Source organism: Lacicoccus qingdaonensis (assembly GCF_900101075.1).
Taxonomy (GTDB): domain Bacteria; phylum Bacillota; class Bacilli; order Staphylococcales; family Salinicoccaceae; genus Lacicoccus; species Lacicoccus qingdaonensis.
In genome coordinates, this window is the sequence record NZ_FNFY01000010.1 from 1 (window position 1) to 23,064 (window position 23,064).

28 protein-coding genes are annotated in these 23,064 nt (G+C 41.2%); 25 read left to right on the top strand and 3 right to left on the bottom strand.

Annotated features, from left to right (window positions below):
• On the bottom strand, window positions 1-228 hold a 228-nt coding region (locus BLR15_RS06930; protein WP_143003938.1), incomplete at its 3' end, for a helix-turn-helix domain-containing protein.
• Window positions 229-395: 167 nt separating this feature from the next.
• Here BLR15_RS06930 and BLR15_RS06935 point away from each other — a divergent pair.
• The 16 genes from BLR15_RS06935 to BLR15_RS07010 all read left to right on the top strand — a co-directional run bounded on the left by BLR15_RS06935 (window position 396) and on the right by BLR15_RS07010 (window position 10,996).
• Complete coding sequence (locus BLR15_RS06935; RefSeq protein ID WP_092985976.1) at window positions 396-1,142, top strand: DeoR/GlpR family DNA-binding transcription regulator; 747 nt, start codon at window positions 396-398, stop codon at window positions 1,140-1,142.
• Window positions 1,143-2,045: a 1-phosphofructokinase gene (pfkB, locus tag BLR15_RS06940; RefSeq protein WP_092985978.1), complete on the top strand. Its 903-nt coding sequence runs from the start codon at window positions 1,143-1,145 to the stop codon at window positions 2,043-2,045.
• Between the two features lie 14 nt (window positions 2,046-2,059).
• Window positions 2,060-3,931: a PTS fructose transporter subunit IIABC gene (locus BLR15_RS06945; RefSeq protein ID WP_092985980.1), complete on the top strand. Its 1,872-nt coding sequence runs from the start codon at window positions 2,060-2,062 to the stop codon at window positions 3,929-3,931.
• Between the two features lie 177 nt (window positions 3,932-4,108).
• Window positions 4,109-4,654, top strand: coding sequence for a TetR/AcrR family transcriptional regulator (locus tag BLR15_RS06950; protein WP_176754082.1), 546 nt, complete (start codon window positions 4,109-4,111; stop codon window positions 4,652-4,654).
• A gap of 123 nt (window positions 4,655-4,777) precedes the next feature.
• Window positions 4,778-4,948 (top strand): DoxX family protein, encoded by a 171-nt coding sequence (locus tag BLR15_RS14010; RefSeq protein WP_176754083.1) that lies wholly within the window; start codon window positions 4,778-4,780, stop codon window positions 4,946-4,948.
• Window positions 4,949-5,167: 219 nt separating this feature from the next.
• Window positions 5,168-5,362, top strand: a complete 195-nt coding sequence (locus BLR15_RS14470) for a GNAT family N-acetyltransferase (protein ID WP_092985986.1) — start codon at window positions 5,168-5,170, stop codon at window positions 5,360-5,362.
• 107 nt (window positions 5,363-5,469) lie between these two features.
• Window positions 5,470-5,871, top strand: coding sequence for an SGNH/GDSL hydrolase family protein (locus BLR15_RS14390; RefSeq protein ID WP_092985988.1), 402 nt, complete (start codon window positions 5,470-5,472; stop codon window positions 5,869-5,871).
• Complete coding sequence (locus BLR15_RS14395) at window positions 5,862-6,200, top strand: SGNH/GDSL hydrolase family protein (protein ID WP_092985990.1); 339 nt, start codon at window positions 5,862-5,864, stop codon at window positions 6,198-6,200. The genes BLR15_RS14390 and BLR15_RS14395 overlap by 10 nt, the downstream gene beginning before the upstream one ends.
• A gap of 179 nt (window positions 6,201-6,379) precedes the next feature.
• On the top strand, window positions 6,380-7,318 hold the full coding sequence (locus BLR15_RS06975) for a PhoH family protein (protein ID WP_092985992.1): 939 nt from the start codon (window positions 6,380-6,382) through the stop codon (window positions 7,316-7,318).
• Window positions 7,319-7,327: 9 nt separating this feature from the next.
• Complete coding sequence (ybeY, locus tag BLR15_RS06980) at window positions 7,328-7,792, top strand: rRNA maturation RNase YbeY (protein ID WP_092985994.1); 465 nt, start codon at window positions 7,328-7,330, stop codon at window positions 7,790-7,792.
• Between the two features lie 2 nt (window positions 7,793-7,794).
• Window positions 7,795-8,142, top strand: a complete 348-nt coding sequence (locus BLR15_RS06985; protein ID WP_092985996.1) for a diacylglycerol kinase family protein — start codon at window positions 7,795-7,797, stop codon at window positions 8,140-8,142.
• Between the two features lie 13 nt (window positions 8,143-8,155).
• Window positions 8,156-8,563 (top strand): cytidine deaminase, encoded by a 408-nt coding sequence (gene cdd / locus BLR15_RS06990; RefSeq protein WP_092985998.1) that lies wholly within the window; start codon window positions 8,156-8,158, stop codon window positions 8,561-8,563.
• Entirely contained in the window at window positions 8,563-9,468 is a 906-nt protein-coding gene (gene era / locus BLR15_RS06995; RefSeq protein WP_092986000.1) for a GTPase Era, read from the top strand. Before cdd ends, era begins: the two co-directional genes overlap by 1 nt.
• An 8-nt stretch (window positions 9,469-9,476) precedes the next feature.
• The gene (gene recO, locus BLR15_RS07000; protein WP_092986002.1) at window positions 9,477-10,250 is read left to right on the top strand and encodes a DNA repair protein RecO; all 774 of its coding nucleotides are present in this window, start codon (window positions 9,477-9,479) and stop codon (window positions 10,248-10,250) included.
• On the top strand, window positions 10,243-10,644 hold the full coding sequence (locus BLR15_RS07005; protein WP_092986004.1) for a hypothetical protein: 402 nt from the start codon (window positions 10,243-10,245) through the stop codon (window positions 10,642-10,644). Before recO ends, BLR15_RS07005 begins: the two co-directional genes overlap by 8 nt.
• Before the next feature lie 49 nt (window positions 10,645-10,693).
• Window positions 10,694-10,996, top strand: a complete 303-nt coding sequence (locus BLR15_RS07010) for a hypothetical protein (RefSeq protein WP_092986006.1) — start codon at window positions 10,694-10,696, stop codon at window positions 10,994-10,996.
• Window positions 10,997-11,217: 221 nt separating this feature from the next.
• On the opposite strand, the gene BLR15_RS07015 is transcribed toward BLR15_RS07010, so the two are convergent.
• Window positions 11,218-12,594 carry a glycine--tRNA ligase gene (locus tag BLR15_RS07015; protein WP_407927588.1) on the bottom strand — a complete coding sequence of 459 codons (1,377 nt, stop codon included), beginning with the start codon at window positions 12,592-12,594 and terminating at the stop codon, window positions 11,218-11,220.
• Between the two features lie 285 nt (window positions 12,595-12,879).
• Here BLR15_RS07015 and BLR15_RS07020 point away from each other — a divergent pair, with 285 nt between their 5' ends.
• The 7 genes from BLR15_RS07020 (at window position 12,880) to BLR15_RS07050 (ending at window position 19,521) form a co-directional block, all read left to right on the top strand.
• Window positions 12,880-13,497, top strand: a complete 618-nt coding sequence (locus BLR15_RS07020) for a transcriptional regulator CcpN (protein WP_092986010.1) — start codon at window positions 12,880-12,882, stop codon at window positions 13,495-13,497.
• A gap of 11 nt (window positions 13,498-13,508) precedes the next feature.
• On the top strand, window positions 13,509-14,333 hold the full coding sequence (locus tag BLR15_RS07025) for a pyruvate, water dikinase regulatory protein (protein WP_092986012.1): 825 nt from the start codon (window positions 13,509-13,511) through the stop codon (window positions 14,331-14,333).
• 6 nt (window positions 14,334-14,339) lie between these two features.
• Window positions 14,340-16,085: a DNA primase gene (gene dnaG / locus BLR15_RS07030; protein WP_092986014.1), complete on the top strand. Its 1,746-nt coding sequence runs from the start codon at window positions 14,340-14,342 to the stop codon at window positions 16,083-16,085.
• A gap of 24 nt (window positions 16,086-16,109) precedes the next feature.
• Window positions 16,110-17,219, top strand: a complete 1,110-nt coding sequence (gene rpoD / locus BLR15_RS07035) for an RNA polymerase sigma factor RpoD (protein WP_092986016.1) — start codon at window positions 16,110-16,112, stop codon at window positions 17,217-17,219.
• A 105-nt stretch (window positions 17,220-17,324) separates the two neighbouring features.
• Window positions 17,325-17,717 carry a c-type cytochrome gene (locus BLR15_RS07040; RefSeq protein ID WP_092986018.1) on the top strand — a complete coding sequence of 131 codons (393 nt, stop codon included), beginning with the start codon at window positions 17,325-17,327 and terminating at the stop codon, window positions 17,715-17,717.
• Window positions 17,718-17,774: 57 nt separating this feature from the next.
• Window positions 17,775-18,458 carry a tRNA (adenine(22)-N(1))-methyltransferase gene (locus BLR15_RS07045; protein ID WP_092986020.1) on the top strand — a complete coding sequence of 228 codons (684 nt, stop codon included), beginning with the start codon at window positions 17,775-17,777 and terminating at the stop codon, window positions 18,456-18,458.
• Window positions 18,445-19,521: a Nif3-like dinuclear metal center hexameric protein gene (locus BLR15_RS07050; protein WP_245696666.1), complete on the top strand. Its 1,077-nt coding sequence runs from the start codon at window positions 18,445-18,447 to the stop codon at window positions 19,519-19,521. Before BLR15_RS07045 ends, BLR15_RS07050 begins: the two co-directional genes overlap by 14 nt.
• 166 nt (window positions 19,522-19,687) lie before the next feature.
• Here BLR15_RS07050 and BLR15_RS07055 read toward each other — a convergent pair whose 3' ends face one another.
• On the bottom strand, window positions 19,688-20,650 hold the full coding sequence (locus tag BLR15_RS07055; RefSeq protein WP_092986022.1) for a 4-hydroxy-3-methylbut-2-enyl diphosphate reductase: 963 nt from the start codon (window positions 20,648-20,650) through the stop codon (window positions 19,688-19,690).
• A 141-nt stretch (window positions 20,651-20,791) separates the two neighbouring features.
• Between BLR15_RS07055 and BLR15_RS07060 the strand changes: the two genes are divergently transcribed.
• Both BLR15_RS07060 and BLR15_RS07065 read left to right on the top strand, forming a co-directional pair.
• A complete protein-coding gene (locus BLR15_RS07060) occupies window positions 20,792-22,105 on the top strand; it encodes a DEAD/DEAH box helicase (RefSeq protein ID WP_092986024.1) in 1,314 nt (437 codons plus the stop codon).
• An 18-nt stretch (window positions 22,106-22,123) separates the two neighbouring features.
• Window positions 22,124-23,029: a deoxyribonuclease IV gene (locus BLR15_RS07065; RefSeq protein ID WP_092986026.1), complete on the top strand. Its 906-nt coding sequence runs from the start codon at window positions 22,124-22,126 to the stop codon at window positions 23,027-23,029.
• Window positions 23,030-23,064 lie beyond the last annotated feature (35 nt).

Below are 23,064 nucleotides of genomic sequence, written 5' to 3' on the forward strand. Positions count from 1 at the left end.
GTCATTCACAGCGCTTATCTTAGTTGCTTCAGAGTAATGTTTCCAGCCTCTGGACTCTTTTAACCCATCCACACCAGCCGTTTCATAACGGTGGATCCATGCTTCGATTGTGTGACTGCTCAATTGATAATAATTAGATACACTATGGATGGATTGATGATCTGATAACACTTGATGAATCATATCGACTTTCTCTTCGATCGTATACTTGGACGTTCGTTTAGACATAAAAATCTCCCCTCGTCGTAGTTACAGAGTTTTTATTATTTCTCTGTCTACTACGAGGGGAGCATATCAGGGGTGTCCTGTACAGCTTTTTATAATTATTGATTGAAAATGATTGTTTATGATTGATTTTGATTGGTAAATGCATTATTCTATAGATGGTGATAGATATGATAACGACACAAAGATATGAAGCGATTTTAAATTTTTTAAATGAAAATAGTAACGGTACCATCAATGATTTTGTAAAACTGACGGGTACGAGCAGTGCAACGATCCGGCGTGACCTGACACACCTGGAGGATGAGGGACTGCTTTCCCGTATCCATGGCGGGGCGACAATCGACCGGATTGAGAGTGAGGCCAGTTACACAGACAAAGCAGTAAGGAATTTAAAGGATAAAATCCGGATTGCCAAAACTGCAGCTGCGTTGATTGAAGATGGTGATACACTTTTTATCGATGCCGGGACCAGTACATATGAAATGCTGCCTTTCATCAATAAAAAGAATTTAACGATTGTGACGAACAGTGTCACTTTGATCAGTTCGCTGGTCAGGGACGGTCACACTGTATATCTGCTGGGCGGTAAAGTAAAACCGACGACATACGCAATTATCGGAACAGAAGCCGTAGATAAACTGAACAGTCTGTCCTTTGATAAATGCTTCATCGGTACAAATGGCATAGATAGCGCTCATGGTTATTCAACGCCGGACGGTGAGGAAGCGGCAATCAAATGGACAGCATTGAAGCAGTCCAAAGCGAAGTACATATTGGGCGACGCTTCGAAATTTCACAAGACGGCCTTTGTTAAATTTGCCGCGCTCGGTGATGCAGCACTCATTACTAATGACTTAAAGTCTGAGTTTGTTAAAAAAATTGGAGAAGAAACAAACGTGATAGGAGAGGTGTAAATGATATATACCGTGACGTTTAACCCATCGGTGGACTATATTATGAAACTGGATGATTTTAAAGAAGGTGAGTTAAACCGCACTTCTTTGACTGAAAAGTACCCCGGTGGAAAGGGCATCAATGTATCAAGGATTTTGAAGGAAATCGGAGCTGAGACGACGGCACTCGGTTTCACAGGCGGATTTACCGGAGATTATATAAAATCTGAATTGGAACAGAGAAATATAATACATGATTTCATAGAAGTGTCGGGTGATACAAGAATCAATGTAAAACTTAAAACTTCACAGGAATCAGAAATTAATGCCGATGGTCCCAGGATTTCAGATGATAATTTCAAAGCTTTGGAAGAAAAATTGTCCAGTCTCAAGCCGGAGGACCATGTGATATTTGCGGGCAGCGTGCCCGGCGGTCACAAAGATGCGTACAAAAGATTGGCTGCAAAATTATATGAGAATGGAATTCCATTTTCTATAGATTCGGAAGAAGAGAAACTGACATCGACACTGCCTTTTAACCCGTACCTGGTCAAACCCAACTTGTTCGAGCTTGAGCAGATCACCGGAAAATCATTGAAATCATCAGAGGATATAAGAGATGCGGCCGACGCTTTGTTGGAGAGCGGTGCTCAAAATGTTCTGATCACGCTGGGTGGGGACGGCGCGATGTTTGTTAACGCAGAGTATGCTTTGAAACTGACTCCTCCTGATGGAGAGCTTGTCAATTCGGTCGGTGCAGGCGACTCGACTGTTGCCGGATTTATCAGCCAGCATGGCAAAGGTATTACAGAGCAGGTGAAACATGCGGTGGCTGCAGGGAGCGCCACTGCTTATAACAGCGATCTTGCGACATCTCAGGATATTATTTCTTTATTGGACAAAGTAAAAATCGAAAAAATTTAATCGGGGTGATATAGATGAGAATTACAGAACTGCTGACAAAAGAGACCATCAAGATGAACGTAGAAGCAAAAGATAAAGATGCCGTGATAAAAGAGCTGGTCAATGAACTGGACAGTGCCGGTATTATTACGGATGCCGGTAAATTTGAAGCGGCGATACAAAAAAGAGAATCACAGAGTACAACAGGTGTCGGTGACGGTATCGCGATACCCCATGCACAGACCGAGGAAGTTAAAAAGCCTGCAATAATGTTCGGTCGCAGTGCAGAAGGCATAGATTATGATTCACTGGATGGTCAGGATGCATATCTGTTCTTTATGATTGCTGCACCTGACGGCCAGGCGACCACACATCTGGATGCACTGGCCAAACTTTCAGGTATATTGATGAACCCTGATGCAAAGGAAAGGCTTCTAAAAGCAGATAGTGCTGATGAAGTGTTAAACACCATCGATCATTATGATGAATCGGAACCATCGGAAGATACGGCCGAAACTGTCGTCAGCAATGAAGACAGACCGTACATTGTTGCAGTTACTGCCTGTCCGACGGGTATTGCACATACTTATATGGCAGCAGATGCATTGAAAAACAAGGCAAAAGAGATGAATGTTGATATCAAGGTGGAGACGAACGGTTCCGGCGGGGTGAAAGAACCTTTAAGCGAAGCGGATATAGAGAAAGCTTCGGGCGTAATCGTAGCTGCTGACACGAAAGTGGAAATGGCACGTTTTAATGGCAAACGACTTTTAGAAGTGCCGGTGTCTGATGGTATTAAAAGACCGGAAGCACTCATTCAGTCCACTCTTGATGGGCAGGGAGAAGTGTATGAAGGTTCAGATGGAGGAAGCAGCCAGAGCAGTTCCTCTAAAGGAAAACCGTCAATCTATAAACACTTGATGAATGGTGTTTCCAATATGCTGCCATTCGTTGTGGCCGGTGGTATTTTGATTGCAATCAGCTTTTTCTGGGGTATAGAATCCGCAAACCCGGATCATGCAGATTATAGTCCGATAGCTGAGATGATCAACTTTATCGGAAGCAATGCATTTGAGCTGATGGTACCGATTTTAGCAGGCTTCATAGCGATGAGCATTGCAGACAGACCGGGCTTTGCACCGGGCATGGTCGGTGGTCTGATGGCAGCAACGATGGGCTCCGGCTTTTTAGGAGGTCTTGTTGCAGGTTTCCTTGCCGGTTATTTGATGGTTGCCATTAAAAAGTTGACTGAAAAATTCCCGCAGGCACTGGATGGCCTCAAACCGGTATTGATTTATCCATTACTCGGCGTATTTTTAACTGGTGTAATCATGTATTATATCATCGATCCGCCTGCAACGGCATTGAATGAAGCACTCAATTCATTCCTTGAAAACTTGAGCGGCACAAATATCGTCATACTTGGAGCGATTCTCGGCGGTATGATGGCGATTGATATGGGCGGGCCGATTAACAAGGCCGCATATGCGTTCAGTATCGCAACTCTGACAGCAGGAAATCCAGAACCGATTACGGCTGCAATGATCGGCGGAATGGTGCCACCGCTTGCGATTGCACTTGCAACGGTGGTGTTCAGAAACAAATTCACTCCTGTAGAACGTTCCTCAGGGCCGACGAACCTGGTGATGGGCCTCTCGTTCATAACTGAAGGGGCAATCCCTTTTGCTGCGGCAGATCCACTCCGTGTAATTCCATCCATGATGGTCGGGTCGGCAGTTGCGGGTGCAATGGCACTTGGTCTAGGAGCAACCATACCGGCACCGCACGGTGGTATCTTCGTAGCCGGTGTTGGTGACAATGTACTGATGTTCCTGCTGGCACTTCTTGTCGGTACGATTGTCAGTGCGATTCTTCTAGGGGTTTTGAAAAGGAAAGAACAGATATAGATATAATAGAAGACTTCCAACCGTGAGCAAAACTGATCCGGCTGGAAGTTTTTTATTTACAATTAAGATTTCTTTATACACCTTGACAAACCGACGGTCGGTTTTTAATGTGAAATAAAAAGAGGAATGATATTAATGACTGAGCCGATTAAACTGACAAAGAGTCTCCGACAATTGATGGAAACGACAGAACATTTAATATTGGAAAAAGGATGTAAGAAAACGACTTTGCAGGATATCATTCGGCATTCTGGATTGTCTAAAGGGGCCATCTATCATTACGTCAGGAGTAAAGAGGAGTTATATGGTATTATATTACGAAACCATTCAGTTAACGTTGATGACAGTTTTTTTAAGCAGGCAAGTAAAGAAACAGCAGGATTAGATGAGCCGCTGTCGGCGATAGTAAGCCACCTGGATTATTTAACGGATAAAGATGATGTGAGAAATATTATATTCATTTATTTATTAGGTCTTAAAGATAATCCTGTAATCATTGAACTATTATCAAATATATATGAGGCTTCACTTAAAAATGCTATTTCATGGGTTGAAACGGGACAGAAAGCAGGGGTGATTAAATCTGAACTGGACCCACAATCTACTGCAAAAATGTTCATGAGCTTTTCATATGGTCTGAGAGTACGAGGGATGTTGGAAGAAGATATTTCATATGAAATTAACGATTTTTATAATTTGATGAAAAACACTTTGCAGACATGAATATAAAAGGAAAGCATAGTGATAATAATGGCCACTTTTATTTTATTAGTCAGTTTTACAGTATTGTTCATTTTAAAACGATTTTATATGAACATTACCTATCAGAAAATTGGAAGGTTTTCTATGAGTGCCATGCTCAGTTTCATAGGCATCAGTCATTTCTTTATTCCATCAAATCTTGCTGCAATGGTTCCCCCGTTCATTCCATTTCCGATAACCATCGTTTATCTGACAGGTGTTGTTGAGCTTCTGTTCGCCATAATGCTCTTATTTGAGAAGACGTATAAATCATAATGAAATATTCTGGAAAAGATCAGTTGTTCCAAGAAAAAATATATAAAGTGCAGGAAGTTCGGACAGAAGAGGAAGCAGAGTCTATAAATAACATTCTTGGTTTCAAAAAGTTTAATCCCGATAGAATACAGGATGCACAGTTAAGATATTATTTCATTGTTAAAGATGACCGGCCTGTGTGTACTGGTGTCATGTCAATAAAAAAACAATGTCTCTTGCTTGGATCGTATATATACAGATCAAGATTTTAGAGGTCTGGGACTGGCCAGGGAATTATGTATTTTCATGTTAAAAGTGTCTGAACAAAACGAAATCAAAACAAATATATTGGGTTCTACCGAAGCAGGCTTTCACTTATATGAAAAACTAGGTTATAAAATGATTATACCCATGCATGTATTTGTTAAAGGATGAAATAAAAAGAGACTGATTCATTTTTTATGTTTAAAATTACTGTATAAGAAGTACAAATTCATATTTATGGTATGATTTCGAGTAATAAAAGGGAGTGATGTGAAGATATGAAATTAGGCCGTCTCATCCGAAAGTTAAAAGGCAATGATAAGAATGAAGTTAATAAAAAATTTGAGATCAAATCAGATCATTCACAGTCAAAACCATTGAACATCAGTTTTTTAGGAGACTCGATAACAACATTCAAAGGATGGATTCCAGCTGATGCGAAGTTCTGGTATTCAGATGATGCAGACAGAGGGACCGGGGTAGTGAATGTTGAACAAACCTGGTGGCATTTATTTTTAAAGCAGACGGGTAATAAACTGATGACGAATGACAGTTGGAGCGGTGCGACTGTATGTAATAAAGCCGACAACGGTGATACAGATGAAAGCTACAGAAGTTTCATCAGCAGATTTGATAAAACAATGGGACAAGGCAGGGTGCTGGAACCAAAGTGGATGTAATCATTGTTTTTGGCGGTACAAATGACAGTGGTAAAAACTCGCCGGCAGGCACTGTTAAATACAGCGACTGGACCGAGGCTGACCTGGACACTTTCGGCGGTGCCTTTTCAAAGCTCATGATTGAATTGCAGTATTGGAATCCCTCGACAAGAATCATAAATATCCAAAGTGATTTATTGAAACCTGATTATGCCGTAATCATGGAAGAAGTGACTGCTGAGTTGGGGATAGAGAATGTTCTGATACCTACCTATTCAAAAGTGGGTGCACATCCTGACACCCGTGGAATGAAAACAATCGCAAATACTTTGATGAAAGCTATTAATTAACAAGAGGGCTAAAGCCATCACTTTTCTCTTCTAAGCCTGAAATGCATATGAACTTTATTCGTCAATTCAGTAATGTATGGTCAAATTAAAACGTGAAACTGCCTTACGAAATCATTGCAGTCGGGTTTTGATAATGGTAAATTTAATGTAATCACAATATAATTTAAAGGGGTTTATAAATGCCTAATATAATAAGTATAGATAGTCTCGAAGAGGCTCAGGCACTCATCGGGGCAAATGATGCGCATATCACCTATTTGGAGGACGAGTTTGATGTCACAATCCACACACTGGGAAATGAAATTACAGTAGGTGGGTCGGATGATGAAAATGTCGAACTTGCGGAAGATGTGCTCATTCATCTGCTGAAAATCATCCAGCGGGGGATGAAAATAAACTTAAGAGATGTTCAATCGGCATCCAGTATGGCTAAAAATGGCACGATTGAATATTTATTAGATTTATATAATGAAGTGATTGCAAAAGATACTAAAGGAAAAGGTATCCGTGCAAAAACCACAGGGCAGAGAATGTATATTGAAAATATTAGACGGCATGATTTGACTTTCGGTATCGGCCCCGCGGGGACAGGGAAGACTTTCCTTGCTGTTGTCCTTGCATGCCAGATGCTGCGTGACGGCCAGATAAAAAGAATTGTACTGACACGTCCGGCAGTGGAAGCCGGTGAAAATCTGGGTTTCCTTCCCGGCGATTTGAAAGAGAAAGTCGATCCCTATTTAAGACCTCTCTACGACGGGCTGCACACGGTGCTCGGTACAGAACAGACCGACCGTCTGATTGAGCGCGGCGTTATCGAGGTGGCCCCGCTTGCCTATATGAGAGGACGTACACTGAATGATGCATTTTGTATTCTTGATGAGGCACAGAACACTACAGAGATGCAGATGAAAATGTTTTTGACCCGTCTCGGTTTCGGTTCGAAAATGGTAGTTACGGGAGATGAAACTCAAATTGATCTGCCGGGTGCTTCTAAGAGCGGACTGATTGAATCTGTGAGAAGGCTTGAAAAAGTAAAGGGCATTGCGGTCAACCGTATGGATGAAACTGACGTTGTCAGACACCCGCTTGTTTCAAAAATAATTAAAGCATATGAATAGAGGTGCACTATGCTATCAGTCGATTTTATAGATGATGAAAGCTATACATCAAGTGATGAGCAAAATGAGATTAATAGATTATTGAACTTTGCCTATGAGAAATTGGAAGCTGAAGCCGATGCCGAAATCAGTGTGTCATTTGTGGATAGTGAATCCATCCGCGGTATCAATCACCAGTACAGAGATAAAAATGAAGTGACCGACGTCATTTCTTTTGCAATGGAAGATGATGAATTCAATCTGATTCATGAAGATGCGCCGAGAACGCTCGGTGATATCATCATATCGACAGATCGTGCCAAAGTGCAGGCAGACGATTACGGACACAGCTATCGCCGTGAATTACTTTTCTTGTCCCTTCACGGTTTTTTGCATTTGCTTGGATATGATCATATGAATGATGAAGATGAGAAAGAAATGAACCAGACACAGGATGAGATTTTGAATGCGTTTGGTATAACAAGAGATGAGTAGCGATGAAGCGGTTTAAATACGCATTTGCAGGTATCAAAGCGTTATTTGAAAAAGATTTTCACTTTGCAGGCCATCTGATGATTGCGCTGGCTGTTACGGTAATGGGTTTTTTATTCAGCCTGAATGCAGTGGAATGGCTGTTTATCATCAGTGCAATTTTCATTGTGCTGATTACTGAAATAATCAATACCAGTCTCGAGTATACTGTAGACCTTGTGACGGCTGATTACCATGAGCTGGCAAAGTATGCCAAAGACACTTCGGCGCTTGCCGTACTGCTCGCAGCATCATATGCAGTTATTACAGGTCTGATCGTTTTTTTACCAAAATTAATTGAATTATTCACTTAGGAGAGAGACATATATGAACGATGGAATTTTTAAAGATGAATGGTTGGATGAAGTCATTGAGGCACAAAGCCGGGCCTACACGCCGTATTCAAAATTTAACGTCGGTGCGCTGCTGGTCACGGAAGATGATGAATATATTTACGGCGCCAATATTGAGAATGCAGCTTATCCTGCTTCCATCTGTGCCGAACGGAGTGCACTGGTCAGTGCCTATTCCAACAATGTCACTAAATTCAAGGCAATCGTCGTCGTCACTGATGCAGATGAACCTGCGAGCCCTTGCGGTGTCTGCCGTCAGGTCATGAAGGAACTGTGTGATGATGATATGCCTGTTTATTTAACAAGCAAATCGGGAGAAGTCATCAAACGTACCGTAGATGATTTATTACCACTCGGTTTTTCAGGGAAGGATATGGAGTAATGTCAGAAGATAATTTCAAATCCGGTTTCATCAGTATAATCGGGCGTCCAAACGTTGGTAAATCAACATTTATGAATAAAGTGCTCGGGCAGAAGATTGCGATCATGTCGGATAAACCTCAGACAACAAGGAATAAAGTGCAGGGTGTATATACGACTGAAGACACACAGATGATATTCATCGATACACCGGGCATCCATAAGCCGAAACATCATCTGGGCGAGCATATGATGAAGGTTGCCCGTAATACATTAAAGGAAACTGAAGTAATCCTTTTCATCATCAATGCTGCAGAAGAAATCGGCAGAGGTGATGAATACATCATAGATATGCTTAAAAATACAAGAACTCCGATTATTCTTGTGCTGAATAAAATAGACCTTGTACATCCTGACGACCTTCTGAAACAGATAGACGTCTACAAGGATAAACTTGAGTTCAGTGATGTTGTACCGATTTCTGCCCTGCAGGGCAATAACGTGGAAACCCTGCTAGAAGTAATTGGAAACTATCTGCCTGAAGGACCGATGTATTATCCCAAAGACAGGGTGACGGACCATCCGGAACATTTCATTGTCAGTGAGCTTATCCGGGAAAAGGCGCTGCATCTGACAAGCCAGGAAATACCGCATGCCATCGGTGTCGAAGTCGAAAAGATGAAAGCTGATAAAGGTGATAAAATTCATGTTCAGGCAGTCATCTATGTCGAACGTGATTCCCAAAAAGGCATGGTAATCGGCAAGGGCGGCAAAATGTTGAAGGAAATAGGGAAGCTTGCAAGAACAGATATAGAGAACCTGCTTGGAAACAAAGTTTATCTTGAACTTTGGGTCAAAGTACAAAAAGACTGGCGCAATAAATCCAACTTTATAAGGTCACTTGGATACAAAGATGATGAATACTAGGTGATGAGATGATATACCAGCAAAAAGGTATCATGATCCGGCAGACAAACTATAGCGAGTCTAGCCGGATTATTACTATTTTGAATGAAGAAGGGGTCATAGTGCCGCTGATGGCACGCGGGTTCAACAAGACGAAAAGCCCGTTTATCGTTTTGAGACAGGGGTTCAAAGAAGCACTTTTCACATACAGCCGGTTTAAAGGCATGGGGACTTTGAATGAAGTTGATGTCATTTCGCAGTTCAAAGGCATCAATAATGACTTTGATGTATTTGCATATGGCAGCTATATAATGGAGTTTGTCACGCGGATATTGAGTGATGAGGATGTTACACCCAAAAACTTCGAGCTTCTGATGAAGTGTTTCAGACTACTTGAAAATAAGGAAGAAAACGAAAAGAACGCAGTTACTGCACTGGCTGCAATCAAGTTGATGCCTCAGTATGGTATCGAGATCAACGTGGATGAATGTGCACTTTGCGGCAGCAAGGACTATAATACTTTCAGCCATTATTCATTCATGTACCACAGCGTCATCTGTGATTATTGTGCGAATGAGGAAACGCTCGCACGTTCGGTAAATATCGGCAACAGGAGCATTTACCTTGCAGCATACATGAAAAACGTTAAACTCGATTTGATCAATTCAGTCAAAACAAGTCCCGAAAATGGCAGAGCACTGCTTAATTTCATAGAGATGATCTATGACGAATATGCAGGTGTTTATTTTAAAGCGAGAAAACTTGTAAATGATTTACAGAGGAGGAGGAGATCAGATGTATAAGCTCAGCATTACTATTATGAGAATGTTGGGGTTTATTGCAATATTGAATGCGATCATATTAGATTTTTACCATCATTTGGAATGGGTGAACAGCTATGTACAGTATGGACCGATAGCTCTGTTTGTACTGTATATTTTAGGCGGAGCGTTCATTACATCTAAATTATATAAGGACCGTGAAGAACCCGAAGGAAGAAAATTGAGTCCTTTTATATATTCAATGATGATTACTACATTCTTAACCGTAATCTTTGCCATGAATATCTTTGTCGGTGAACCAAAGTCTAATATTTTCAACATCTCCAACTCTGAATTTTGGATTTTTGCAGTTGTAGTTCCAATCGTCTCTAAACTCATGTCGAAGAATGGAGCGAATGCAGCGGACCATGGGTGAATTACTTATCAGTAATGGTTAGATTTGTTTACAGTTCAGGGGGGATAGTATGTATTCCAATCAGGAAATCGTGAATATCATACTGCCACTTGTCATTGTCAGCGGAATTGTGATATTCGTTATCTTCAGAATGGTATATAAAGCTAAAAGTGGCACACTTGGCAGGAGAGAATCAAAGAAAAAGCAAAATATTTTGGACAGTCTGATACCGCTTGGAATGATTGCCGGCTTTATCTTTGCATTGATTCTCAGTTTGTTCCCGGCAGTTTCCATGATGCATGCAATTGGCATGGGGCCTGGAATAGGTTTATTATTCGGTTATGTCGGTTATGAAATTTATAGTCGATACTGACGTTCGATTTGAGGTCTGAAAAATTGCTCATGAAATCGAAATATGACATCAAATTCGATTTGGAAGCACAAAAATACAAGTTGAAATCGAAATTCAGTACTATATTCGATTTGGGTAGTCAGAAAAAGACCTTCAAATCGAAATTCGTAAATTACAAGTAAAATACAGGTATCCGGTTCTTAAGAAAACCGGATGCCTGCTTTTATGTGGGACCATTACTTTTAGAATTTTATTTTTTCTTTCAGGAAGCCGTTTACTTCATCGATAGGCATTCTTGTCTGTTCCATAGTATCTCTTTCACGTACTGTCACCATGTTGTCCTCTAATGAATCAAAGTCGAAAGTGATGCAGTACGGTGTGCCGATTTCGTCCTGGCGGCGGTATCTTTTACCGATTGACTGTGACTCGTCAAATTCGACATTGAAGTCAGGTGCAATTTTTTCATACACTTTAAATGCATCGTCGCTTAATTTTTTGGACAGCGGCAGAACAGCAGCCTTGAATGGTGCAAGGCTCGGATGGAATCTCATAACAGTTCTTGAGTCACCGTTTTCAAGCTCTTCCTCGTCGTATGCATCACTCATGAATGCAAGTGTCACACGGTCAAGACCCAAAGCGGGCTCAATGACAAACGGGATGTACTTGTCGCCGGATTCCTGATCATGGTAGGTGAGGTCTTCACCGGAATGTTCCATATGCTGCCTCAAGTCGAAGTTTGTGCGGCTTGCGATGCCCCACAGTTCGCCCCAGCCGAACGGAAATTTGAATTCGATGTCTGTCGTCGCGTTCGAATAATGGGACAGCTCGTCATCATCATGATCGCGCATACGCAGGTTGTCTTCTGCAAGACCCAGGTTCAGCAGCCAGTTCTGACAGAAATCTTTCCAGTACTTCTGCCATTCGACTTCAGTACCCGGTTTACAGAAGAACTCAAGTTCCATCTGTTCGAATTCCCTTGTTCTGAAAATGAAGTTACCCGGTGTAATTTCATTGCGGAACGATTTACCGATCATGCCGATACCGAAAGGCAGTTTTTTACGCATCGTTCTCTGAACGTTTTTATAGTTGACGAAAATACCCTGGGCCGTTTCCGGTCTTAGGAAAATTTCGTTCGTTGATGATTCTGTTACACCCTGGAATGTTTTGAACATCAGGTTGAACTGGCGGATTTCTGTGTAATCCTGGGCGCCGCAGTTCGGACATGCGATGTTGCGCTCTTCAATGATGTTTTTCATTTCATCGAAGTTTAAGCCATCTGCAACAAAAGTGTCATCTTCTTTTTGAATGACATTTTCAATGAGTTTATCCGCGCGGTGACGGCTTTTACATTCTTTACAGTCGATCATCGGGTCATTGAAATTGTTTAAGTGGCCGGATGCTTCCCAGGTTTTCGGGTTCATCAGAATTGCAGCATCGACACCTACGTTATATGGCGACTCCTGGATGAATTTTCTCCACCATGCAGCTTTTACGTTATTTTTCAGCTCGATGCCGAGGGGACCGTAATCCCAGGTGTTCGCCAGACCGCCGTAAATCTCACTGCCTGGAAATACAAAACCTCTTGCTTTTGACAAATTCACAATCTTGTCCATATCCATAATCAAACACTCCTTAATTTTTTTGGCATATAAAAAGTCCCAGGATAGCTAAGCTATCCTGGGACGAGTATATACCCGCGGTTCCACCCAAATTAGTGTTTCCACTCAACTTTTAATATACAGTTATTTTTTAAGAGTTTATATGCCATTTAACATGTTAAGCTCACACCAACCTTAACTCGCTTAATTCACATTATATAAAATGTCTTTTGAAAGTGCAAATGTTTCATTGTATTTCTTTATTTTATCAGATGTATTATAATTATCATTATTGGGAGTGAGGCCATGGAACTGAACAGCAGACAGGAAAAGATACTGAAGATTGTAAAACAGCATGGACCGATAACCGGCAGCAAAATTGCAGAACAGCTGTCCTTGACAAGGGCAACGCTAAGACCGGACCTTGCAATTTTGACAATGAGCGGTTATCTGGATGCCCGTCCGCGGGTCGGATATTTTTACACCGGCAAAGAGCCGGCTGAAGTATTGACCAATAAAATCAGAAATATTCTGGTGAGGGACGTGCAGAGTTTACCGATAGTGATAAAAGAGGATACGTCAATATACGAAGCGATTGTAAAGATGTTCCTGGAAGACGTGGGCACTTTATATGCAATTGATGAGGACAAGGACCTTGTTGGAGTCATTTCAAGAAAAGACCTGTTAAAAGGCACTATGGGCAAAAATGACATAGAACGCGCTCCGGTCAGCATCATCATGACAAGGAGACCGCATATCACTACATGTTATCCTAACGATTTATTGATTTACGCAGCGAATCAGCTGATAGAGAAACAGATAGATTCGATACCTGTAATAGATAAAGACGCCGATAAAGACATTGTCATCGGCCGTATAACGAAAACAAATATTACAAAAGTATTTGTTAATCTAATGGAATAAGGAGTGTCTGGATGTCTAACATAAAAGTAATCATTGCATCTGATTCTGTAGGTGAAACCGGGGAGCTGGTGGCTAAAGCATCCCTGGCACAATTCGATATAGACAGTTCATCGGATGTATTAATAAGATACCCGTATATCGATTCGGAAGATAACGTGGATGATGTCGTCGACCTCGCAAAAAGCAAAGAGGCAATCGTTGTCTATACAATCATCACCCCTAAATTCAGAAACTATATCAAAGAAGAGCTCAGAAGGGAAAATATACCATCTGTCGATGTGATGGGTCCGCTGATGTCGATACTTGAAGGAAAAACCGAGGAAAGACCGTATTATGAACCCGGACGCGTCCATAAGCTGGACGAGGATTACTTCAAAAAAATCGAAGCCATAGAATTTGCGGTAAAATATGACGATGGCAAAGATGCAGGCGGACTTAACAAGGCGGATATCGTACTGATCGGTGTCTCGAGAACATCGAAAACACCATTATCCCAATTTTTGGCGCTAAAAAAATATAAAGTCATGAATATGCCGCTTGTTCCCGAGGTGACACCTCCAAAAGAACTGTTTGAAATCCCTGCCTCCAATTGCATAGGACTGAGAATAAAATCTTCCGCGCTGAATAAAATCAGAAAAGAGAGGTTGACCCAGCTGGGTCTTAAGGATACTGCCAGCTATGCCCAAAATGAAAGAATTCAGGAAGAACTGGATTACTTCGATTCGATCATAGAAAAAATAGGTTGTCCTGTCATTGATGTATCTGAAAAAGCCATTGAAGAAACTGCAAATGAAATAATGAAGTATGTTGATGGTAAAATAGATATTAAAGGATGATGGAGAGTGAATATTCCACAACAGACAATTGAACATGTAAAAGAGAGGACCGACATTACAGAGCTCGTTTCCGGGTATATAAAACTTGAAAAACGCGGGCGAAACTACGTCGGTCTTTGCCCTTTTCACAATGAAAAGACACCTTCATTCAGCGTGAGTCCGGAAAAGCAGATCTGTCACTGTTTCGGCTGTAAAAAGGGCGGAAACGTCTTTCAATTCTTGATGCAAATTGAAAATATATCATTCTCCGAATCAGTCAAAAGGTTGGGTGAGCCGCTCGGCGTGGAAGTTGCCACAAGTGAAAGCAGAGTGGACGATAATGATATGCAGTTCATCAAGATGCATGAACATATCACAGATCTTTTCCACCATATACTGATTCATACAAACGAAGGCGAGGCCGCTTTAAACTACTTGATCGACAGAGGATTCTCAAGCGACATCCTGAAAAGGGAGAAAATAGGACTTGCTCCGAAAATGTCTTCTTTCACCAAAAATGCAATCCTTGAAAAAGGATTTACGGAAGAAGCGGCTTACAGCGCTGGACTGCTTTCACGCAATGAAGAAAACTTTTCGTATTACGACCGTTTTGTGAACCGTATCATGATTCCGATTAAAAACCATCAGGACTATGTCATCGGGTTTACTGCAAGAAGTATAGACGGTTCCGAACCGAAATACTTGAACACACCGGAAACCAAAGTGTTTCAAAAGCGGCATTTATTATTCAATTTGAGTGACGCAAGAAAATCCATCAGGCAGCAGGATGAAGTGATACTGATGGAAGGGCATCTGGATGTATTGAAAGTGAAATCGGTGAACGTCGAGAACATTGTAGGGCTCATGGGTACCGCACTGAGTGATGAAAATATAAACCTTCTCGACAGGCTTGCCTCAAATGTCACCTTGATGTTCGACGGCGACAACGCGGGAGCCCAGGCGACGATGAGCATTGGTGAGCAGCTGCTGAAACATGGGCTGAATACATTTGTCATTCAGCTGCCTCGCGGCATGGATCCTGATGAGTTCATCGTGGAAAATGGTGAAGCGGCATTCCGCGATCTGGTTAAAAATGAAAAACGCCATTATGTGCACTTTTTATCCGAAAAACTGCTGAATGAAAGTATGCATAACGACCTCGCTTATTCACAGAATATCAATGCATTGATCGATGCATTGAAGTACGTAAATGATAGTGCGATAAAATCAAGATTGATCATGCATATCAGTGAAAGATATAATATAGACAAATCACAGATTGAAAGCAGGCTTCCTGTTAAAAATCCGGTAAAACGGGAAAGTGGTATACAACAGGTTGAAAAACTTTCCATCCGGGAGAAGAAAGAACGTTACTTTTTAAAAGCACTGTTAAATGATAGAAGCCTGTTCGAATATTGCAGAAATCAAATAGACGCTGAAGTATTAACTTCACAGCAGTATTATGGTATATTTAAAGGGTTATGCAATTATTTTGACGACCATGACACATTTGAAGTATCATCCTTTATTCAGCAGATACCGAATGAATTATTAGAAGTTGTAATTGATATTGATAATTTGAAGATTCAAAGTGATGTCTCACGGGATGAAATAGATGATTACCTCGATGATTTAAGTGGTAAAAGAAATAGTAACAAGGAGAAAAAATTATTATTTGCACAACTTGCTGAAGCTGAGGCAGATAATGATATCGATCTGCAGGCCAGCATCATGCAGCAATTGCTGGAAATTAACAGCAGATATAAAAGTTAGTCAATATAATTAGGAGGTACATTTATGTCTGAAAATAAAGTAGGAGCAACCGAGACAAAAGATGAAGAGTTGTTTACTTCTGTTGAACAGGTAAAACAGGCACTCCTTGAAAAAGGGAAAAAAGAAGGGCATTTATCACACGAGGAAATTGCAGATAAACTATCCAATTTTGAATTAGATGCAGATACAATGGATGAGTTTTTTGATGAACTGAATGAAAGTGACATACAATTAATAAATGAAAAAGATGCAACAGATACTGACGCAAAATTGAATCTGCATGATATGAGTGCACCGCCGGGGGTTAAAATCAACGACCCGGTACGCATGTATTTAAAAGAAATCGGCCGCGTGGATCTTTTGAGTGCAAAAGAAGAAGTCGAACTTGCCAAGAAAATAGAGCAGGGCGATGAATTTGCCAAAAGCCGCTTAGCCGAAGCCAACCTGAGACTGGTTGTCAGTATCGCTAAAAGGTATGTCGGACGCGGTATGCTGTTCCTGGACCTGATTCAGGAAGGTAATATGGGTCTTATCAAAGCTGTTGAAAAATTCGACTTCACAAAAGGATTCAAATTCTCAACTTATGCTACATGGTGGATCCGTCAGGCAATCACAAGAGCCATTGCCGACCAGGCTAGAACGATACGTATTCCGGTTCACATGGTTGAAACAATAAACAAACTTATAAGAATACAGCGCCAGTTACTGCAGGACTTGGGCCGTGAGCCGATTCCGGAAGAAATCGGGGAAGAAATGGACCTGCCTGCCGATAAAGTTCGTGAAATTCTTAAAATTTCTCAGGAGCCTGTGTCCCTTGAAACACCTATCGGTGAAGAGGATGACAGCCACCTTGGAGACTTTATAGAAGACCAGGAAGCTCAAAGTCCGTCAGATCATGCTGCTTATGAGTTATTGAAAGAACAGTTGGAAGATGTTCTCGATACGCTGACAGACAGGGAAGAGAACGTCCTTAGATTACGTTTTGGCCTTGATGACGGCCGTACTAGAACATTGGAAGAAGTAGGAAAAGTGTTCGGTGTGACAAGAGAAAGAATTCGTCAGATTGAAGCCAAAGCGCTTAGAAAACTGCGTCACCCGAGCAGAAGTAAACGCTTGAGGGATTTTATGGATTAAGATGATATTAAAGGTGTAATTTTATAACTAAAATCATTTTGACATTATGTATTTTTAATATACAATTATAATTGTATATGCATTTATATAAGGGAGGGTCAACATTTGAATAAGAATCCGATTATACCATTTTTACTTATCATCTTTTTAGGTGTGGGTCTTGTTTTCTTACTGTCTTCACAAGGTGCAAACCAGGAAGAAGAAGGAGAAGAGGTTGCTACTGAAGAAGGTTCAGAAGAAGGTGGCGGTGAAGAAGGCTCAGAAGAAGGCGCATCATCGGGCGATGTGGATGCAGAAGGCATTGCTCAAAACAGCTGTGCATCATGTCACGGTGAGGACTTTTCAGGAGGTATGGGACCGGCACTTGCAGGAACTAGTCTTGGTGAGGACGAGTTCACTGATATCGTAAGAAACGGCCAGGGATCAATGCCTGCGTTTGACGAAAGTCAAGTAAGTGATGAGGAATTGACTGCACTTTACGACTTTTTCTCAGAATAATAATTAATTATGAAACCTCCACAGAAGTGGAGGTTTTTATTTTAGAGGATGTTAAAGATGATTGATGAACGTTTAAAATACGCAGCGAATTATATAATTGGAGATAAAATGGCGGATATCGGTTCGGATCATGCTTATCTGCCGATTTATGCGATTCAGAATAAAATAGTTAAAAATGCAATATGTGGTGAAGTGGTGGAAGGGCCGTATCAAGCGACGCTGAAAAATATTGATGTGTATCATATGACTGATAAAATTGATGCTAGGCTCGGCGACGGTTTAAAAGTTCTATCAGAAGAAGATGAAGTGGATACGATAACGATATGCGGCATGGGCGGTCCGCTGATTGCCAGTATATTGGAAGAGGGGTACAGCAATGTAAACGGCCATCCCCGCCTTGTTCTGCAGGCGAACAACTTCACATATCCGATCAGAAAAGCCGTTACTGATCTCAATTACACGATCACACATGAAAAAGTATTGAAAATAGGCAGACGCTATTATGAAATCATCGTATGTGACTACAAAGCAGAAAAGGTGTCCTTGACAGATAAAGAGATGACTTTCGGTCCTGTCAACCTGTCTGAGCGTGATGAGGCGTTTATTGGAAAAGTGGAATGGGAACATGACCATATGGTTAGAATATATAATGGTATAAACAGTGACAAGAGCAGTGATAAAAAGGAAGAAATAAAATCTAAAATCAAAATGCTGGAAGAGGTGCTGAATGATGAAGATTAATGAACTGATGAAACGATTGGATGAGATTGCGCCGTTTAAAGACAGTGAAGACTGGGATAATACGGGACTTCTTGTCGGAGACAGCGAAGCCGAAGTTACCGGTGTTTTAACGACGCTGGATTGCTCACTTGAGACTGTGGATGAAGCAATCGGTAAGGATTTGAATACAATTGTTTCGCATCACCCGCTCATCTTTCCGAAAGTGAACAGTATAACAGAGCATTTTTACGGAAGAATCATCAGAAAATTGATTAAAAATGATATCAACCTGATTACTATGCATACTAATCTGGACCATCAGCCGAATGGTGTGAGCCATATGATTGCCGAAGCTTTAGGCTATCCTGATACAGAGATTTTAATACCGAAAAAATATGAGCTGAAAAAACTGAGGGTGAACATACCGAAAGAAGATAAGGAAGACCTGAAAAAAGGATTATCAGAAGGCGGTGTCGGCAATCAGGGTGATTACACTGAATGCTTCTTCGAATACCCGGTGACCGGACAGTTCAGGCCGAATGAAGATGCAAATCCTCATATCGGTACCCGTAATGAACTGGAAACCGTTGATGAATATATAGTCGAGGCAGTCTTCGATTCCGGCCGACAGGATCAAGTCATTGATGCATTGCTGAAAGTGCATCCGTACGAAGAACCGGCCTTTGATATCTTCACAATCAATAATGTGCCCAACAAAGGACTGGGAGTGAAATTTAATTACGATGATAGGCTGGATTCCCTGATTGAACTGTTGGAAGACAAAATGGATCACCCTGTTGTCAATGTTGTAAAGAGCAATGAACAGGATATATCAACGGTCGGTATCATCGGCGGTTCGGGGATGAGCTATGCAGATGCAGCGTTCAGGCAGGGGATTGATGTCCTCATTACGGGTGATGTTAAATATCATGAAGCCTACGATGCAAAACTCCTTGGCAGGAATATCATCGATGCCGGTCATTATCTTGAAATGTTCATGAAAGAAGGACTTGAAACTTTAATAAAAGATAACATTGGTTTAAATGCAGTTTCCAGTAAAACCAATACAAATCCATTTCAATGATAATCAATACGATGAAGCGGCAGGGGTATAATTCCCGGAGTATAAATTTTTTCAATACTTTAATTGTTATAAGAGCTTTATTATTTATCCTAATTCTGTAAAAAAACAGAATAACGTAAAGATGGCGATGCACCCATACGGAGGCATCGCCATCTTTTTTTTAATATCAATCCATAATTTCAACCGGTTTCGGTTTTCTGATTTTTGGAAGAATCTTATCTTTAGGAACAGATGAAACTGGCTGTTCTGCCAGCTCTTCATTATACTGATTCAGATACTCGATTACTTCTCTCACTATCGGAGTAGGGGTTGAAGCACCGGCTGTAACGGCTACTGAATTGATTCCATGCAGCCATTCTGTTTTCAATTCACTTAGTGAACTGATCCGGTAGGCATTGGTGTGTGCTATTTCTTTTGAAACCTGTGCAAGTCTGTTTGAGTTGTTACTCTTAGGGTCCCCGACCACAATGAGCAGTTCCGCCTGGTCTGCCTGTTCAGCAACCGCTTCCTGACGGACCTGTGTCGCCATACAGATTTCCTGCTGCACTTCAATGTGTTCATATTTCACTTTAAGTTCATCCATCAAGTGACCGACATCCCATTGGCTCATTGTTGTCTGATTCGTAACGATCAGTTTTCTTTCATGAAGGTACTCCGGCAGATCATCAATATCTTCCATCGTCTCAACCAGGTGTACATGTTCAGGATTAACACCTACGGCACCTTCCGGTTCAGGATGGCCTTTTTTACCGATATATACTACATCATAGCCTTTTTCCGTCTTGTTGCGGATCAATTCATGAGTCACCTGTACGTCGGGACAGGTAGCGTCTATGCAGGTCAATCCTTTTTCTTTTGCACGCCTTTTCACTTCAGGAGAGACACCGTGGGCTGTAAAGATTACAGTTCCTTCATTGATGTCCTCTAAAATTTCCAGTCTGTTAGGACCATCCAATGTTACAATGCCATCCTCTTCAAAAGCATCCGTCACATGTTTATTATGCACGATCATCCCTAATATATATAATGGTCTCGGCAATGATTTGTCCATCGCGGCATTTCTTGCGATGACCATCGCATCAACAACACCATAGCAGTAACCTCGTGGTGTAATTTTTATAATATCCATAGAGTCCATTCCTCCTTAATAATCATTATATCTAATATCGTTTATAATTAAAATCATCATGAAGTCCGAAATTACATTATAGCATGTAACACGCTTTTCAGTTATAATTGAATTCGAATTTAATAATGAAAAGGTGATACTATGAGTCACGCATTTAAAAGATTTAACTTTGATGAAAATCTGCTCAAGGCGATAAAATCCATAAACTTTACTCATCCGACATTAGTTCAGGAAAGAGTGATTCCCAAAGTCCAGAGAGGAGAGAACGTCGTTGCGATGAGTGAGACAGGGAGCGGAAAATCACATGCATTCATCCTGCCAATACTTGAAAGCATCGATGTCGGCAAATACTCGACTCAATCCATAATTCTAGCACCCACAAGGGAACTTGCAAGCCAACTGTTTCAAATGACCAATGAACTGATTGGAAATTATAAGGATATCAAGACGGGACTGTTCATCGGCGGGACTGATTTCAACAAGGATGCTGATAAAGCGAAGAAATCGCCGCAGGTCATCATCGGAACACCGACAAGGGTCAATGAACTGATGAAAGAGGGAGTGCTCAAAGTCCACGAGGCAAAGACAATCGTCATTGATGAAGCGGATCTGATGATTGATCTGGGATTCCTGAATGATGTGGATATGCTTGCCAACACGCTACATCAGGAAGCACAGTTTTTAGTGTTTTCAGCTACGATTCCAGAGATGCTGCAGCAATTCCTTGAAAAGTATATTGGCAGAGTTGAAACAATAGTCATCGATCAGCCAAAAAACAAAGCTTCCATCAAATATTCACTTGTCCCGGTCAAAGGTGATGATAAGATGGGGAAAGTGAAACAGCTGACTGAAGTGATAAATCCATATATCGGTATCATCTTTGCAAATTCAAAGTCGAGAGCGGACGACTTGTACGATTACCTGCGGGAGCATAACATGAATATAGGCATTTTTCACGGTGGTTTGAAGCCGCGTGAAAGAACAAAAGAAATAAAAAACATACGGGAATTGAAATATGAATGGGTGATTGCAAGCGATCTTGCTGCACGCGGACTGGATATAGACGGCGCATCCCACGTGATCAACTTCGACATCCCGAAAGACATTGAGTTCTTTACACACAGAGTCGGACGTGTCGGACGCGGACAGTATGAAGGTGTCGCGATCACAATATATACGCCTGATGAAAACTATTTAATCGACCAGCTTGAGAAGAAAGGCTACCATTTTGAGGATGAAGATGTCAGACAGGGTGAATTGAAGCCGGTCAAATCCAGAACGTCACGTGTCAGCAGAAGGAAAGTCGAAAAAGACGTGGCTAAAAATTTAAACTATAAGGTCAGAAAACCAAAGAAAGTGAAGCCGGGTTATAAGAAGAAGATGTCAAAAGAACTGAATGAGCTGAGACAGCAGGAGAGACGCAAATATTCTAAATCGAAAAGAAGAAAGAAATAAATTTTTAAGGATGGTATTATGTTAATAGGATCGCATGTATCGATGAGTGGAAAAAAAATGTTGGAAGCTGCAAGCGAATCAGCTGCAGGCTTTGGAGCAAATACTTTTATGATTTATACAGGTGCTCCGCAGAATACAAGAAGAAAAAAGATTGAAGACCTGAATATAGAAGCGGGCCAGGCGCATATGAAAGAACATGGGATGTCGAATATTGTTGTTCATGCACCTTACATCATCAATATTGCAAATACTGTTCGCGATGGAGTATTCGACCACGGCGTGGAATTCCTTCAGGAAGAGATCGTCCGGACTGAGCATATAGGTTCCAATCAGATTGTTCTGCATCCCGGCAGTCATGTGGGTGCAGGGGCAGGTAAAGGGATTGAATCCATCATAAAAGGGTTGAATGAAACATTCGACAACAATAATGATGTACAGATTGCTCTTGAAACGATGGCAGGTAAAGGCACAGAAATCGGCAGGAACTTCGAAGAACTGGCACAAATCATAGACGGTGTAGAAAATAATGAACGTCTGAGTGTCTGTTTTGATACTTGCCATGTGCATGATGCAGGATATGATATCGTTAATGATTTCGATGGTGTACTGGAACAATTCGACAAGATCATCGGAATTGACCGTATCAAAGTCGTCCATGTGAATGACTCTAAAAATCCAGTCGGTGCCCATAAAGACCGCCATGAGAATATTGGTTTCGGTCACATCGGCTTTGACACATTGACTTATATCATCAATCATCCGGAATTTAAAAATGTACCGAAAATTTTGGAAACCCCGTTTGTCGGTACAGATAAGAAGAATAAGAAAGCACCATACAAACATGAAATTGAAATGATTAAAAAAGGTAAATTTAATCCAGACTTACTTACAGACATTAACCCTTTAATGTCTGAAGCAGAGTAAAAGAAGCCGCGGCATTTGCTGCGGCTTCTTTCGTA